Consider the following 16,337-nt stretch of genomic DNA (forward strand, 5'->3'; position numbering starts at 1 on the left):
CTAATGCATATCAACTAAAGGCTTATCAACACGTGTCCAGACGTTGCTTAACTGCACTGCTGGACACTGGTTGCAGGTTAACACCGCTCCTTCTTGTTGAATGCGCATCATCAACCCAGAATCCACTCGGCTATTTCCTGAATTCAACTCGATGTTAATCAAATCATTTTCAATACGATAAGTTCTAGTGACCGTGTTACCGATTGTTTGATAGGTCATTTGTCCTGACTCAAAAAGTAGATAGCTGTTATCGTCCGCGTTCTCATACATCCCTTTGAACAAAACAAGCTGCGGTACTTCAAAGGGGCGACTAGTATCAGTTAAACAACCGGTCAGCAATAACACACTAGTGAAAGCTATTATCAGAAAATGATGGTTATTCATTTGGGCATCCTTGCCTAAAAATCATGGCTAAATAATATGCAACCAAATCATTATTTTCCAGAAAGTAGCGAATTTATTGCAAAGTCACGTTTTTATTGCAGAGTCACGCTGGGATCTCTTAATGTTCCTCCTGAGTCGTACAAACCTTCAACCTTAACCGATAGAACAGCGTTTCAAGTTGCTAGCTCAGTAGCTTTCTAAGCTTACTTACTTTCTTCCCTCAATCACTAACAAACGCTGTTTACGCTCTACCCCCCCCGCATAACCCGTCAGCTTTCCATTTTTACCTATCACACGATGACACGGCACAATCACAGACACCGGATTTTTGCCATTCGCCAAACCCACTGCACGCACCGCTTTTGGGTTACCAATCGCATCAGCTAATTGAGCATAGCTCCATGTTTCTCCATAAGGAATGGTCATCAGCGCTTGCCAAACCGACTGCTGAAACGGAGTGCCCTTGGCTGCGATCGGCACAGAAAACTGGATAGCTTCACCAGCAAAATAGCGATTGAGCTGTTTGATAGCCAACGCAAAGATCGGAAAGCTATCATCTTGAACACCTAACTGTTCGGGCTTGGTAGTGTGAGTTTCAAACCAAAGGCCGAGCAGCCCTTCATCGTTCGCCTGTAACGTCACGGTTCCTAGTGGACTTTGATAATAAGTAAAACGGTTAGTCATAATCTCTCCTAGCTTGGTAATTCCGATGTTTATTCATTGCTTCTATATCAGATAGGTATCTCTATTCCACTTGAAACATCGTTTAAGACTGATTCCAACAATGGAACGTGGCGTAACTTCCCCAAGGCGAAACACTCTCTGTATTAATGGTAGGGCGATGCTCGATGAATTTCTTCACCACCAAATCGCCTACTAGCAAGTGGTTAGGTTCACTGAGCCCGCGCAGCAGCGCATATTGAATCGTCCAAGGACCAATACCTTTGAGATCAATCCACTTAGAAGGATGCTCAGCTTCGTTATCGACCATGTATTGGGCAAAACGCTTTAAGGTTTCCTTACGACTTCCCGGCATCCTTAGAAAGCTCACATCAGCATCAGCTATTTGTTTAGGTGTAGGGAAATACGCTTTCTCTGATGAATCAGCAATTTGTTGTAAGTCAGAGCACTCTTGTGAATTAGCTTGCTCTTGTGAATCAAACACCTGATATGAACCTGAGAGCTTTCGCACCAACAAGTTGAGCTGACCAATGGCCGCTGTTACCGAGACTTGCTGCCCGAGAATCGCTCTTACTCCGGCTTCCCAAGCACTCCACACACCAGGGATACGAATACCACTCTTAGCCACCAAGTTGGGATCAATGGTGCTAAAGAAATCTTCAACTTTGCTGATATCAACATCAAGGTCGAACATACGTCGAATATTGGCGATCAAACTTCTTAATTGGCTCATATCATCCAACTCAAACTCAATATCCAAACTGCTCTCTTTGGCTAAAGTGGCCTTGAACCAGCCCTTCGAGCCGTTCACGTTCACTGTGCGTTGGTAATAACCGTCGCCCACCTCTTCTAAGCCTTCGATCATTCGTCGTCGATAAAAGCCCAGCAAATGATCCCAGTCCAACGGGCCATGGAAACTGAGTTGGATATGATTACTTAGATTGTTACTTGGCTTAGCTCTTCGTATTTGACTTGGCGAAAGCTGAAGCTCTTTTTGAAAGGCATCATTGAAGCGGCGCGTGCTGTTAAAACCACTCGCAAAACCGACATCGGTAATGCTCATGCTGCTGGTATGCAGTAACTGCTTGGCAAACATCAATTGGCTATAAAGGCTATATTGCTTCGGTGACACCCCGATGTAATTGTCGAACAAGGTTCGTAAATAACGATCTGAGATGCCTAGTCGAGTGGCAAGGTCGACAATCGACCCCGAATTCAGCGCACCGTTGTCGATTAATTGCATAGCTCGCAGAAAGGTAGTTTCAACACCTTTCCAAGCCGGAGAAAAAGGCGCGCTGTCTGGTCGGCAACGTAAGCATGGGCGATAACCCGCTTTCAAAGCCTGAGCTTGATGAGAAAAGTATTCGACATTTTCTTCTTTGGGTGGACTTGCAGGGCAAATAGGGCGACAAAAAATCCCGGTGGTTTTCACCGCTGTGAAAAACATCCCATCAAAGCGAACATCTCGCGCATATCGAGCCAAATGGCACTGCTCACTCGTTAACGCGCTGTTGTGATGAATATTCTTAGACATACTCTGTCCTTCTCATTAGCCATACTGTGCTCCAATAACTAAAAGTTTACCGTGAACTGTTATTGTCGCTAGCCATTTTCGGAACTGAAGGTTAGATAAATCACAAAAAAGGGTTTTCTTTTCGCTCAATTCGACTAAATTTAACCTTGAGAAAGGATTATTCTCACAACGTCAACGAACGGTACTCAGCACATTAAGATGCAGAGACCTATCGAATAATAAGGAAAAGGCTATGGTTCTTCACACATGTCGTATTGTTTTATCAAACCAACAGGTTCTCACCAGTCAATCAGTCGAACAGTCTCTAAGCTTTCTTGAAGACGAAGCGGATAAGGGGATTTCTAAGATTGAGATTGACGCAACGGATGGCAATCAAATCCATTCTTACATGTCACACTCTCTTGAAGAGTCTATCGAGAATCTAATGAATCTCTAGAATTTTCGAAGAATAGTGCTTTGAAGTGATAGGGCTTTTAAAAAAGGTTACGCATACCAGGCTTAAACGGTTTTATCCGAGTTAGGGTTATCTCTGATTTGGAAAAGAAAATCATCTCTGGTTTAAAAACAAAAATGGCTCCCAACTATATAACTAGTTAGGAGCCATTTTTATTTAGTCAACAAAGCATATTGGTTACAGAAACAGCTGTTACTCTGGTGTTTGTTCAGCGGCTTGTTGCAACGTGTAGGCAGTCGATGGGTCAATTTCATTAACCAACTTCTCAACCTGAATGATCGCATCAACCGAAGTACTGCTTTTACGGTAGCTCAGGTAAATTGGGCGATACCAGTCTTCAACCCCTTTGACCTTGTGCAATTGACCCGACTCGATAAAAGGTTCAACCATAGAAACAGGTAAATACGCACTGCCACCTTTCTCTAAGATAAAATCTAAAGCGATACGAGCTGTTGAGGTACGTAGATACGGCGCAGGCACTTTGGGGTGACGCTCGGCGTGTTCAGAACCAAAACGCGTTCCCCAGTCGACATAAACGTATTTATGTTGGAATACAGATTCCAGATCATCTTGCTCCGTTGATACCAACACCAAAACCAAGTCAGCGACTTTTTTACAGTTCAGCTCTTCCGCTTTGATCTGATCGAAAGCAAAAGCCATGTCTAAGGTTCGTTCTAGCAAATTACGGTTCAGCTGTTCGCGACCCATCACCTCGGCCATAAAGCCGTAGCCACCGAAAGAGTCGGTCACCACACTTAAGCAGTTTTGTAGATACGCATCCCAGATATTCGGTGTGCCACCCAGTGTTAACTGCAACGCTTTTCCACTCTCTAACGACAGCTCAAATTTGGCTTGTTGTAAGGTGGATACCATCACTTCAGCATAACCAATCAAACGCTCACCAGAAGAGGTCAGCTTGATGTTATTGCGGTCACGAATGAAGAGCTGAGTATCAAAATAGCCTTCAAGCTGTTTAATCCGCGCACTCACCGCTGCTTGTGTTAAATACAAGTTTTCAGCTGCACGCCCAAAGTGGCGCACCCTTGCAACCTCAAGAAAGGTTCTAAATACTTTCACATCCATCAAAAATACATCTCTGTAATAAATCTGCTAACTAGCCGATCTAGGATTGTTTATCGTAAAGGCAAAAACGTTTTGTTTCCTATTTTAGCCTTTTAACAATATTTTCGCGTGAGCAATAAACACTAATTTCTATCTAACCACATTACTGAGGCTGATATGTCTGAGACCGAATTCCGACACGGAAAAAAACGTTTTTATGACACCATTAAATTCCCACGAGGGTTTGCTAAGTCGGGTGATTTTACTCTTTCAGAAGAGGAAATCCTAACCTTGTTTGGTGACACTATGCTTGCACTTGAGACTGGCGAACTTTCGCCAAGCAACTCAGAAGAAAAACATTTCATCAAAGTGTTGTCTCACCCTCATAAGGCGAAGTCCAAGTTAGAGCGTGTTTGGTTGAAGTACATTCAACTGGCTCGTGGACGCCGTCGCTTTCATACCCTAAACGGCTGCAAACGCAGCGAAGTTTCTCGGGAAGAATACGAAAGAGAGTTAGTGTTAGAAGATTAGTAAAACAGCTCAAAGTGATACCTCATCACTTTGAGCTTTTTTTGGGTTCATCTCGGATTAGCGGGAACTTAAAATAAACTCGCATCTTCTTCGTAATTAATAAGTTTAGCCAACCTGTCCAGTTTTACCAATATTTATATAAAATTCATAGTGATACCTTTGAATAATCACTATTCTTAAATATACCCAATGATAATTCACGCCTGTCGGCGAAACTTCCTTATTTTTTGTACGGCAGTGCCACATAGCCACCATACTTTGATCGCATTTTCATTGCCCCCTTACTCTTCATCCAATAAAGTTTGTTGATCCTTCAGCCCCTGAATCAAATCCATCCGACGATATATGACAAACGTATTAATCTTGTTTAACGCCACCAAATATCCATACAATAATTGTGAAATTTTGAGAATTCCAATCACAGATATGATCAAAAAGGCAAAAACTTGACCTAAAACAATAGCGGAATCTGATAACTTATTTTATAATGCGAATTAATGTTTCAGAACACTATAATATTTAATTTCTAGGGGCAAAATCAATGAGACTTATTCCATTAAGCAACAAAGCAAAAGTAGGTAAATGGGCTGCTCGTCATATCGCAGATTCGATCAACAAATTCGCTCCAACTGCTGAGCGTCCATTTGTACTAGGTCTTCCTACTGGTAGCACACCTCTAACTACTTACGCTGAGCTAATTGAACTTTACAAAGCTGGCGAAGTAAGCTTCAAGCACGTTGTAACATTCAACATGGATGAGTACGTTGGTATCGAACCAAACCACCCAGAGTCTTACCGCACATTTATGCACGAAAACTTCTTCAACCACGTTGATATTCAAGCAGAAAACATCAACCTGCTAGACGGCAAAGCTGAAGACATCGATGCTCACTGTGCAGCATACGAAGAAAAAATCCGTTCATACGGAAAAATCAACCTGTTCATGGGCGGCGTAGGCATCGACGGTCACATCGCGTTCAATGAGCCAGGTTCTTCTCTATCTTCACGCACTCGTATCAAAACGTTGACTGAAGACACTCGTATCGCGAACTCTCGTTTCTTCGATGGCGACATCAACCAAGTTCCTAAATACGCACTAACTATCGGTGTTGCTACTCTTCTAGATTCTGAAGAAGTAATGATCCTTTCTCTAGGCCACAACAAAGCGCAAGCGCTTCAAATGGCTATCGAAGGTTCTGTAAACCACATGTGGACTGTTACCGCTCTACAGATGCACCGTAAAGCTATCATCGTTGCTGATGAGCCAGCTCAACAAGAGCTAAAAGTTAAGACTCTTCGCTACTTCCAAGAGCTAGAAGCTGAGAACATTCAAGACCTATAATTTGATGTAGATCTTGATTGTAGAATTAAAACCACTTCTTCTATCGGAAGTGGTTTTTTTTTTATGTCACAATCGCTATCAACTAAAAAATATGGAAATAGACATGTTGTTGAATGAAATTGTCGAGGTCATCGAACTGACTGACAGTGATCACCTCTCAGAGGCATTAGAAGAGTTTAATCTACATAACGTAGTTCACTCTAACCACCTTCCTTTTTTAAATATTGTCTACGATAACGCCAAGCCACACTTGCTAAAAAAACTGTGCAGCATTGGCTTTAAAGGACAAATTCAATGTGAAAAATTGATAAGCGGTGACTATATTATTTTCAATGCAGACACCTATACGCCCGAACAAGCTAGCTCAAAATTCAGGTAAAACAGACTTCAATTTATTAGGAACTGACTTAAATGACAGACACAACTAACCTAAGCAATGAACAACTATCTCTACTTGGAAAAGCTCTGCTTTCAGTACAAAGGTTGGAAAACTCACTCTACCAGTCGATTAGAGCACTTTGTAAACAAAACAGTTCTAGTGATACCCAAGCCATTGAAAACCTGACTTCAGAGCAGTTTCTGAAAGGCACTATCACAGAGCTAAAGCCAGTTATACAACAGTTATATGATGTGTTTGGGGAGACCCTTGCGCTTTCATCAGCAGAGTTAAATGAGTTCCTATACAAAAGAAACCTAGTCTCACTGAGTTTTTGGCAGGTAACGACAACAAGTGTAAAAGGAAATGAGAAACTTGCGAACCCAACACAATTTTTGCAAGAGCTCATCGATCAGTGTGATCTGTGGTTGACAAAAGTAGATCATAAATAGCACCGAGCTTACTTTCACTACCTAGAGATAGCTTAAGAGGTCAGCACATTCTCTTTCGCTAACTGCTGATGTATATCATTAACCGCTAGCACTATCGTAGAGCGCACTTTTTGAAAATGGCGCTCTAAAAACATCCGCTTCATATCATCAGACATGCCTTCGACCAACTCTGGGGCGTAGTCGATTGGCATCATTTTTTGAATAGCATTGATACGATTAAGTTCAAAAACGACATCTTGGTCCCAGAAATTCACCTGACCTTCTTGAATATTTACCCACTCTTTTAGAGTAACGAAAACTTCAATATCGTCATACACCTCTTTACTGATCACGCCTAACCCTAACAATAATTTTGTTCGAACCAGAATTTCCCCTAAAGGGCCATCGGTGGTGAGGAGAGGGTCAACAACAAATTTTACTGCGTAGTCATCTTTATAGAAGATACTTTTCAACAAAGCGTCCAGCATGTCTTCTAAGACATCGTAGGCGCACAACAGGCACTCCGCAGCATTAGCTGATTCGGCTAGTTCTTCAAGTAAATCTGATTCGTGTGTTGTATGTATGGGCATGGTTGCTCTAAAAGAATAAAGTGCCACTGGTGTGGCACTTTGATGGTTTATCATTTCAATGCTAGATAAGCTTCTTCCGCTAGTTTAACAACTTCTGAGTCACTATTCAGCTCAGAATAATGCGCTAATGTCTCAGCAAAGCCTTTTTCTGCGAACATTGCTTGAAGTTCAACCGCTTGAGGGTCGTCTTCGTTCTTGTAATGGAACGCAGCAGCGATTGCTTTTACTAGGTGAGCATTCGGTAGGCCGTACTCTAATGTACCGTTTAGAGGCTTAACTAGGCGGTCTTGCGGGCTCAGTTTACGAATTGGCTGACGACCAACGCGGTCTACTTCATCACGTAGGAACGGGTTAGCAAAACGACCTAGAATCTTTTGGATGTAGGCAGCGTGTGCTTCTGGATCAAAGCCGTAACGCTTAATCAGAACCGCACCACTCTCTTCCATCGTCGCTGTTACTTCAGCGCGGATTACGTCGTCTTCGATAGAATCTTTAATAGTCTCATGACCGGCAAGCACACCAAGGTATGCCGTTACTAAGTGACCTGTGTTTAGCGTGAACAGTTTACGCTCAACGAAAGCCATTAGGTTGTCAGTGCATTCCATACCTGGGATATTTGGAATCTCACCTTTGAATTGTGTTTGGTCTACGATCCACTCGCTGAACGTTTCAACCGTTACCGCTAGAGGGTCTGTTTCGCCCGCTTCTGCCGGTGGAACAATACGGTCAACCGCTGAATCAACAAAGCCAATGTGCTCTTCAGTGAACGCTTTCATTTCATCAGAAAGGTGCTCTAACACGGCTGCTTTTAATTGGCTAGTACCACGAACCATGTTCTCTGCCGCGATGATGTTCATTGGTACAGTGTTGTTTGCAGCTGCACGCTTTTCAATGCCTTGAGCGATAGACTTAGAGATGATTTTAAGAACCGTAGGGCCCACTGCAGTCGTCACAAGATCAGACTCAGCAATGCAATCTACTACTGCGCTTGTCGCTGAGTTTACTGCTGACACGTTCTTAACAACTTCGACAACACACTCTTCGCCAACAATCTTAACTGGGTATTCTTGGCGTTCAATTAACGCATTTACAACCGTTTCATTTACGTCAGCAAACGTAACCTTCATACCAGCATCAGAAAGAAGCTTACCAATGAAACCACGACCGATATTACCTGCACCAAAATGTAACGCTTTCATAATTTTGACCTTATAAATATTTGAATCTAAATAGCTAACCACTCAAACACATGCCGCTTTCAATCACGTCCTAGGCATTAAGCAGTGACCTATTCAGACCGAACCTTTATCTACAGATAAAGATTGAGACCGGAAATGAGGCCAGTAGGGGGATACTGGCCTCCTTCACTCAGGAGCTTGACTAGAGCTTGTTAGTTTCCGTTGAGAATACGTAGAACATCAGCAGGGTTTGTTGTGTTCTGTAGGCATTCCACAGCGTCTTCATCATCGAGTGAATTGGTAATAGCCATCAGCACCATGTTGTGCTCATCGCCTTGTGCGGCAATACCGATAACCATCTTCGCGATATCATCTTCATCTTCGCCCCATTGAATACCTTGAGGGTACTGACAGAAAACAATGCCGGTTTTTTGTACGTACTGTTTCGCTTCGATTGTGCCGTGTGGTACTGCGATAGACTCACCTAGATAAGTAGACACAAGCTCTTCACGAGCAAACATGCCGTCTACATATTCTGGTGATACGTTGCCAAGTTTTACTAATTGTTCGCCAGCAAACTTGATTGCGTCTTCTTTCTGAGTCGCTTTAAGGCCAAGGAAGATGCTGTCATTAGTCAGTGCAAGCTTGTTGCCTTCTTGAGCTGGTGCTACTGAAGGAGCTACTTTCGCTTCACCACTTTGAGCATTCGTAGCCTGAGCTTCTGTTAACTCAGCAACTAGCTGGTCGTAGACACCGCCGTCTAGGAAGTTGCTTAGAGACATGTGCATTGCACCTGGTACGGTGTTACGAGCACGGTCTGTTAAGTCTTTATGCGTGATAACAATTTGCGAATCAGCCGGTAGGTTGTTGATTGCGTAGTTTGTTACCTCAATATCTAGGCCTGCTGCTGCTACCTTTTTGCGAAGTAGACCAGCACCCATTGCACTCGAACCCATACCTGCATCACAAGCCACATAGACAGCCTTAACATCCGCTAGGTTTACACCAGCTTCTGATGCAGCACCTTTAGAAGACGCTTTCATGTCTTTCATTTGTGCAGATGCTTTTTCTAGTGAATCTTCGTCATCACCACCTTGAGCTGAAGTCTTAAGTAGGATTGAAGCTACGATGAAAGACACAGCGGTTGAAGCGATAACTGAAAGTACGACACCTAGGTAAGAGCCTTTTGGCGTCATCAGTAGAACTGCGAAGATAGAACCTGGAGATGCTGGAGATATAAGACCAGAGTCAAACATTACGTTAGTGAATACACCCGTCATACCACCTGCGATAACAGCAAGAATTAGACGTGGGTTCATTAGTACGTACGGGAAGTAAATCTCGTGGATGCCACCTAGGAAGTGAATGATAGATGCACCGGCAGCAGACTGTTTCGCGCTACCTTTACCAAATACCATGTAAGCAAGTAGAAGACCAAAACCAGGACCAGGGTTAGCTTCAATTAGGAAGAAGATTGAACGACCAATCTCTTCAGATTGCTGGATACCTAGTGGAGAGAAGATACCGTGGTTAATTGCGTTGTTTAGGAAAAGAATTTTCGCAGGTTCAACAAAGATAGAAGCCAGAGGAAGAGCACCTGCTTCAACCATTGCGTTAACACCAGCAGCAAGTCCGCCAGATAGAATCTTAACCGCAGGACCAATCACGACAAACGCGATGATCGCGCAGATCATGCCGATGATACCAGCAGAGAAATTGTTCACTAGCATTTCGAAACCGCTCTTCACTTTACCGTGAACAGCTTCATCGAATTTCTTAATTGCGATACCACCTAGAGGGCCAACAATCATTGCACCCATAAACATAGGGATATCTGTACCAACGATGACACCCATCGTTGTAATTGCACCAACAACCGCTCCACGGTCGCCGCCAACCATTTTACCACCGGTGTAACCGATCAATAGCGGTAGTAGGTATGTGATCATAGGACCAACCATTGATGCTAACGTTTCGTTAGGCCACCAACCTGTTGGGATAAATAGTGCAGTAATGAAACCCCACGCAATAAATGCGCCGATGTTTGGCATTACCATATTGGATAAGAAACGACCAAAGTTTTGAACCTTAATCTTAGCTTCTGGTGATAACATAGGTAGAACCCCGTAATGTATTGGTTGGTCAAATGACCGAAAGTGTGTACTCAAAAGTCATTTAAAATGTATCACAACATTTCTAAAATGCACCCCGACCCAATTTTAGTGACGAGTATCACACTCAAAAAACACTTTAGGGTTAACAAGAGTAATTCGGATCACAAAAACACCATGAATTAAAATTACAAAGACAAATTAGCGAGAATAACACTCATTCAATAGCGATGTAGATCACACTTTATTTTGTAATACTTAAAAATAAATAGTGATGTAAATCACACTTAATAAAAGATAGCATCTAGAAACCATATAAACCGTATAAAAGAGCATCGCATCATGGATAGAAAACATGCATCCAGGTGAATCAATCTGCCAATTATGTAATTTAATTACACCTTGACCTACATTTTCCTAAAAATAAAAAAGAGAGCAAACACTCATTAAAAACATAGACCAGTGAACTGCAGTTAGCATCAACAGTTGTGTTATTGTATTTCCCTATTCTATACAACAGCCCCTCAACATTAATCAGCAGTTCTACTGCTAATTGAGAAACAGACTATGCCAGACAAGATTTCCACATCAGCACTAGCCAAACAAAAAGGGATAGAAGCGAAGGCTCTATTCAGTGATTTGAAAACAGCTGGCTATATCGTGCGTTCACAGGAGCGTTGGGTACTCACAGAACGAGGCGAAAGCTTTGGTGGGGAGTATGTCGAACACAAGAAGTTTGGTGTCTTTATTGTCTGGCCAGAAAAACTACTCATCGACCTAGATTCTTTCTCTGGAAAAACGCTAACGGCAACTCAACTAGGCAGTGCCTTTCAACTTAGCGCAAAAAAAATTAACCTGTTGCTCAGCGAGCTTGGTTGGATAACACGTGAAGAAGATGGTTGGCATGTCACCTCAACAGGCTTAAAAGCAGGCGGTGAGCAAAGGGAAGATAAAGCGACTCAAAACCTATTTGTGGTATGGCACGATTCGTTGGTTCGCAATAAACGTTTGAAGCAGTCTGTTGTCGAATTTCTAGGGCATGATGCTGAAAGCCACTCTACCGATGTCTCGTTTTCTAGCTTTCGTCAGAAATTTGAGGCGAAACACCGAACCTTAGACGGACATTATGTACGTTCAAAGGGAGAGCTGATCATCGATAACTGGCTTTATATGGCGGGAGTGGTTCATGCCTATGAACGTCCGCTCCCAATATCAAAAGAAGTAATGAGCGATTTCTACCTGCCAAGCGGCAAGGTATACATTCAATTCTGGGGAACAGATTCAGGCCCTATAGAAGAAGACAAACGAAATGCGACCAAGAAAGTTTACCAAGAGCACGGTTTTAGCTTGATTGAACTTAACCCTGAAGATATCCCAAACCTCGACAGTGTACTTCCCTCTTTATTACGCCAATATGGAATCAAAGCGTACTAACTGGCTGATTTTCGAAAACCAACACACATCCAGATCACACTAATCAGATCATTATGGACATTATTAACCATAGTGATTTGATGTGTTCGCTATTTTTCCCAAGCCAATCTTCTATTATCTTACACCCATCGACTTGAGCTACCGCAGATACTCGATTTATTGGGGCATGCTCGATAGCCATTTAAGCGTTCAGCCTTTTAGAGGCTGACTGTTCTAGAAACGACTTCTATAGAGATATAGCCTAAATGCGTTATCCGTTTATTGTTGACGTTACCGAACATAAAACCCTACAACATTTATATTGATAGATATTAGGATTCAACATGACTCATCCAATCATTTCAGATCTAAACACTCGCTACACAGCTAAAAAATACGATGCAGAAAAGCGCATCTCTGCGGAAGACATGGAAGTAATCAAAGAAGCACTTCGTTTGTCAGCTTCTTCTATCAACTCTCAGCCTTGGAAATTCATCATCATTGAGAGTGACGCAGCAAAACAACGCTTCCACAATACTTTCGAGAACATGTTCCAGTTTAACCAACCGCATGCGAAAGAAGCGTCACATACGATCCTGTTTGCTCACGATCCTAAGTACACTAAAGAGAAATTCGCAAAGCGTGCTGACACAGAAGTAAGCTCTGGTCACCTACCCGCTGAAATGTACGAGCAGTTCTTAGGGGCTTACGCATTCGCAGAAATGAACACAGATGAGACTGGTTTCAACGGTAACTGGACTAAGTCTCAAGTGTACATCGCGCTAGGTAACACAATGCACACACTGGCTCGTCTTGGTATTGCATCAACACCGATGGAAGGCGTAGATGCCGCTATGATCGGCGAAGAGTTTGCTGACGAACTAGACGGTCACGTTGTTGATGTAGCGCTAGCAATCGGCTACCACAAAGACGGCGAAGACTATAACCACGGTAAACCAAAAGCACGCCTAGCTCTTGATGAAATCGTGACGACGCTTTAACGCGCGAATTAAGATGACAAATGAATCAACAGCGATAACACGTTAAACAGTTACAACGCTTAACTGCTATAACGCTTTAATTTTTAAAACGCTTTTTCGTTTTACAAAATATAGTTTCAACAGCACTTCAGACTGTTAAATTACACTGCCTTGTTTTGGCCAGACACTCGTCTGGCCTTTTTCATGTCTGTATTTCGCATCCATCTTTTCTATCTCAGCTTTAGCCATTCCAGCCGCTTTTTAGACCACCAAGACTTAATCAATCCACGTGTTCTAATTCGCGAAGCGCAGGAGTTACGCTATAATCCCCTTTGTTGAAACATGTTCCTCACCCTGCTCTTTCTGAGCAAACATCATTAATTTTCTTGCCAAACCGCTATAAATCCACAAAGTCATAAAGACACCTAAGATTCATTTCAACCACAAAACACAGAACGTCAAAACGACTCACCAAACAACACAAAGACCAAACAAACACATTTAAAACAGACACTTAAAAACATGGCACAACTAGTGCATTGATGACCTTAGATATTTAAATAAGGTATTATCATTATGACTATTCACGTTAAATCAAATGTTCACTGGGTTGGCGTCCACGATTGGGAAACAGAACACTTCCATGGTAAGGAATACCACATGAACAAAGGTACCAGCTATAACTCGTACCTGATTCGTGAAGAGAAAACGGTGCTTGTTGATACCGTTGATCATCGCTTTACTGAACAATTCCTTGCAAACCTAGAGATGGAAATCGATATCAATGAGATCGACTACATCATTTGTCAGCACGCCGAAGAAGACCACTCAGGCGCTCTCTCTGCGCTGCTTGCTAAAATTCCGAACACGCCGGTTTATTGCACTGAAGCAGGTGTAAACTCCATTGTTGGTCACCACCACCAACCAAACTGGAATTTCAGAACCGTCAAAACCGGTGACACTCTTGATGTCGGTAACGGTAAGCAACTCATCTTTGTTGAGATGAAAATGCTGCACTGGCCAGACTCAATGGCAACATACCTCACAGGTGACGAGATCCTGTTCAGTAACGATGCGTTCGGTCAGCACTACTGTGATGAAAACCTATTCAACGATCAGCTAGACCAAGTCGAGCTTCATGATCAATGTCTGCGTTACTTCTCGAACATCCTCACACCTTTCGCGCCTTTGGTGAAAGCGAAGATAGAAGAAGTATTGAGCTTAGGTGTGCCTATCGATGTTATCGCAACCTCTCATGGCTGTATTTGGCGTGACAACGCGACGCAAATTGTTGAGCAATACTACGAGTGGTCTAAAGCCTACAAAGAAGATCGTATCACCATTGTCTACGACACCATGTCGAACAACACTCGCATGATGGCTGACGCAATCGCAAAAGGTATCCGTAAAGGCAGCCCAGAAACAGCAATCAAAGTCTTTAATATCTCTAAGCACGATAAGAATGACATCCTTGCCAATATCTTCCGTTCAAAGGGTGTGCTTGTTGGTTCATCGACCATGAACAATGTGATGATGCCGCAAATCGCTGCACTACTAGAAGAGATCCACGGCTTACGTTTTTCAGGTAAAAGAGCCGCTGCATTTGGCTCTTCAGGTTGGACAGGCGGCGCGGTAAAACGTATCGACGCTCGCTTACATGAAGCCAACTTCGAAGTCAGTGCTCCGCAACACATCCATTGGAAACCAGACACAGACGCTCTTCGCCAATGTATCGATTACGGCATGACACTGGCCGAGGTTTGGCGTGTAGAAGCAGATGAAGTGAGCACACCGAAACAAGTATCACGAAATGTAACACCGCTTGAAGCCACACCAGCACCGGCAAACACCACTGCCGAGCTCAAAGACACAACAGAGCAGAAGCAAGAAGAAGCGCAAGACAAGCCAGTACACAGTGCAGATTGCACTTGCTGGCGTTGCACAGTATGCGAATGGGTGTACGACCCACAGTTGGGCGAACCCTACCAAGGCGTCGAGCCTGGAACTCCTTGGGCGCAAGTACCTGATGATTTCCTTTGCCCTGAATGCCATTTAGGTAAAGAAGTGTTTGTGGAGAAGTAGCATGTCGAACATTGTTATTGTGGGTGGCGGTTTCGCTGCCCTACAAACCATCAAGATGGTACGTAAGCTTGACCAAGATATCGCGATTACTATGATCACCGCCGATGCCGGGGTTGAGTACAGTAAGCCGAATCTTTCGCACGCGTTCAGTCAGGAACAAACGCCGGAAACACTGGCAGTACATAACGCTCAACAATTGGCAGAGCACTACAACGTAGTCATCAAAACCAAAGCACTTGTGAGCGAGATAGATATTGAGCAGCAGTGTGTTCATGTTGATGGCCAATCTATCCACTATTCAAAGTTGGTATTAGCGACGGGCGCGACGCCTTTTATACCACCAGCGGAAGGGCTTAAACGCAGCGCAACCATTACGTTAAATAGTTTGGAAGAGTTCGATAAACACAAAGCTCAGATCGATGGCGCTCAACGCATCACCGTGATGGGTGGAGGCTTGATTGGGGTCGAGCTCGCATTCGACCTTCAAACTGCGGGTAAAGATGTCACGATTATCGAACCCGCAAGTTATCTATTGAATAACCTAGTGCCACCTTTCGTTTCGCTTGAATTGGAAAGGGAACTGACAAAAGCAGGGGTTACCGTCGAAACCGATTCTGCAGTGTGTCGCGCAACGTATCTTTCTGATGGAGTGAGGTTGCAAACCAATTCTTCTCGATTGATACGAACCGATATCGTGATTGCCGCAGCAGGGCTAAGACCAAACACGCAGTTAGCCACACAAGCGGGAATAGAAGTAAACAAAGGGGTTGTGGTCGATACCATCATGAGAACCAGTGTCGAAAATGTGTATGCGATTGGTGATTGCGCTGAAATTGAAGGGCGCGTGATGGCCTATTTGCAGCCAGCAATCTTATCGGCAAACGTGTTGGCCAAGCAGTTAACTAAGGATAAAGGCGAGATCAAAGTGGGCGATGCAAAGCTCAGCTTGCCTCATATGATCACCAAGGTGAAAACACCGAGTTACCCGATTCAGCTGGCAGGGCGCGATATTCACACAGCTCAGAGCTGGGAAACTCGATTCGATCCTAAAGGCATTGTCGCCAAAGGCTTCAATGAAGATAACCAGTTGGTTGGATTCATTGTCACGGGAGAGCACATCAAGGCTGCATTTCCTTTACTAAAGGAGTTGCAAATCAGTTCACCATCATAAGTACAAAGGTGTAAAAG

Annotated in this window: 16 protein-coding genes; 9 read left to right on the forward strand and 7 right to left on the reverse strand. The window is 43.4% G+C overall.

Going from position 1 to position 16,337, the window contains the following annotated elements:
* From AB4513_RS20000 to AB4513_RS20010, 3 genes are all read right to left on the reverse strand, one after another.
* On the reverse strand, positions 1 to 384 hold the full coding sequence (locus tag AB4513_RS20000; RefSeq protein WP_102257674.1) for a hypothetical protein: 384 nt from the start codon (positions 382 to 384) through the stop codon (positions 1 to 3).
* Between the two features lie 207 nt (positions 385 to 591).
* On the reverse strand, positions 592 to 1,068 hold the full coding sequence (locus tag AB4513_RS20005; RefSeq protein WP_102257675.1) for a methylated-DNA--[protein]-cysteine S-methyltransferase: 477 nt from the start codon (positions 1,066 to 1,068) through the stop codon (positions 592 to 594).
* An 82-nt stretch (positions 1,069 to 1,150) separates the two neighbouring features.
* The gene (locus AB4513_RS20010) at positions 1,151 to 2,599 is read right to left on the reverse strand and encodes an AlkA N-terminal domain-containing protein (protein ID WP_017097793.1); all 1,449 of its coding nucleotides are present in this window, start codon (positions 2,597 to 2,599) and stop codon (positions 1,151 to 1,153) included.
* A 232-nt stretch (positions 2,600 to 2,831) separates the two neighbouring features.
* On the opposite strand from AB4513_RS20010, the gene AB4513_RS20015 reads away from it, so the two are divergent.
* Positions 2,832 to 3,035 carry a hypothetical protein gene (locus AB4513_RS20015; RefSeq protein ID WP_012601212.1) on the forward strand — a complete coding sequence of 68 codons (204 nt, stop codon included), beginning with the start codon at positions 2,832 to 2,834 and terminating at the stop codon, positions 3,033 to 3,035.
* 210 nt (positions 3,036 to 3,245) lie between these two features.
* Here AB4513_RS20015 and AB4513_RS20020 read toward each other — a convergent pair whose 3' ends face one another.
* Positions 3,246 to 4,136 (reverse strand): LysR family transcriptional regulator, encoded by an 891-nt coding sequence (locus AB4513_RS20020; RefSeq protein WP_029222811.1) that lies wholly within the window; start codon positions 4,134 to 4,136, stop codon positions 3,246 to 3,248.
* Positions 4,137 to 4,292: 156 nt separating this feature from the next.
* Between AB4513_RS20020 and AB4513_RS20025 the strand changes: the two genes are divergently transcribed.
* The 4 genes from AB4513_RS20025 to AB4513_RS20040 all read left to right on the forward strand — a co-directional run bounded on the left by AB4513_RS20025 (position 4,293) and on the right by AB4513_RS20040 (position 6,816).
* A complete protein-coding gene (locus AB4513_RS20025) occupies positions 4,293 to 4,646 on the forward strand; it encodes a DUF413 domain-containing protein (RefSeq protein WP_017097795.1) in 354 nt (117 codons plus the stop codon).
* A gap of 541 nt (positions 4,647 to 5,187) precedes the next feature.
* Positions 5,188 to 5,988, forward strand: coding sequence for a glucosamine-6-phosphate deaminase (gene nagB / locus AB4513_RS20030; protein WP_102257676.1), 801 nt, complete (start codon positions 5,188 to 5,190; stop codon positions 5,986 to 5,988).
* Between the two features lie 103 nt (positions 5,989 to 6,091).
* Positions 6,092 to 6,367, forward strand: coding sequence for a hypothetical protein (locus AB4513_RS20035; protein ID WP_009846105.1), 276 nt, complete (start codon positions 6,092 to 6,094; stop codon positions 6,365 to 6,367).
* A gap of 32 nt (positions 6,368 to 6,399) precedes the next feature.
* On the forward strand, positions 6,400 to 6,816 hold the full coding sequence (locus tag AB4513_RS20040; protein WP_009846104.1) for a hypothetical protein: 417 nt from the start codon (positions 6,400 to 6,402) through the stop codon (positions 6,814 to 6,816).
* A 32-nt stretch (positions 6,817 to 6,848) separates the two neighbouring features.
* On the opposite strand, the gene AB4513_RS20045 is transcribed toward AB4513_RS20040, so the two are convergent.
* The 3 genes from AB4513_RS20045 to AB4513_RS20055 all read right to left on the reverse strand — a co-directional run bounded on the left by AB4513_RS20045 (position 6,849) and on the right by AB4513_RS20055 (position 10,677).
* Positions 6,849 to 7,385 carry an MltR family transcriptional regulator gene (locus AB4513_RS20045; protein ID WP_102257677.1) on the reverse strand — a complete coding sequence of 179 codons (537 nt, stop codon included), beginning with the start codon at positions 7,383 to 7,385 and terminating at the stop codon, positions 6,849 to 6,851.
* Positions 7,386 to 7,435: 50 nt separating this feature from the next.
* Positions 7,436 to 8,584, reverse strand: coding sequence for a mannitol-1-phosphate 5-dehydrogenase (locus AB4513_RS20050; RefSeq protein ID WP_102257678.1), 1,149 nt, complete (start codon positions 8,582 to 8,584; stop codon positions 7,436 to 7,438).
* 191 nt (positions 8,585 to 8,775) lie between these two features.
* The gene (locus tag AB4513_RS20055) at positions 8,776 to 10,677 is read right to left on the reverse strand and encodes a PTS mannitol transporter subunit IICBA (protein WP_102257679.1); all 1,902 of its coding nucleotides are present in this window, start codon (positions 10,675 to 10,677) and stop codon (positions 8,776 to 8,778) included.
* Between the two features lie 564 nt (positions 10,678 to 11,241).
* On the opposite strand from AB4513_RS20055, the gene AB4513_RS20060 reads away from it, so the two are divergent.
* The 4 genes from AB4513_RS20060 to norW all read left to right on the forward strand — a co-directional run bounded on the left by AB4513_RS20060 (position 11,242) and on the right by norW (position 16,320).
* Positions 11,242 to 12,108, forward strand: coding sequence for a hypothetical protein (locus AB4513_RS20060; RefSeq protein WP_009846100.1), 867 nt, complete (start codon positions 11,242 to 11,244; stop codon positions 12,106 to 12,108).
* Between the two features lie 323 nt (positions 12,109 to 12,431).
* Positions 12,432 to 13,088 carry an NAD(P)H-dependent oxidoreductase gene (locus AB4513_RS20065; protein ID WP_009846099.1) on the forward strand — a complete coding sequence of 219 codons (657 nt, stop codon included), beginning with the start codon at positions 12,432 to 12,434 and terminating at the stop codon, positions 13,086 to 13,088.
* 555 nt (positions 13,089 to 13,643) lie between these two features.
* Complete coding sequence (gene norV / locus AB4513_RS20070; protein ID WP_102257680.1) at positions 13,644 to 15,149, forward strand: anaerobic nitric oxide reductase flavorubredoxin; 1,506 nt, start codon at positions 13,644 to 13,646, stop codon at positions 15,147 to 15,149.
* Between the two features lies 1 nt (position 15,150).
* Positions 15,151 to 16,320 carry an NADH:flavorubredoxin reductase NorW gene (gene norW / locus AB4513_RS20075; protein WP_102257681.1) on the forward strand — a complete coding sequence of 390 codons (1,170 nt, stop codon included), beginning with the start codon at positions 15,151 to 15,153 and terminating at the stop codon, positions 16,318 to 16,320.
* Positions 16,321 to 16,337 lie beyond the last annotated feature (17 nt).

Origin of the sequence: Vibrio sp. 10N.222.54.E6 (assembly GCF_041473955.1) — a bacterium.
Classification (GTDB): domain Bacteria; phylum Pseudomonadota; class Gammaproteobacteria; order Enterobacterales; family Vibrionaceae; genus Vibrio; species Vibrio tasmaniensis_A.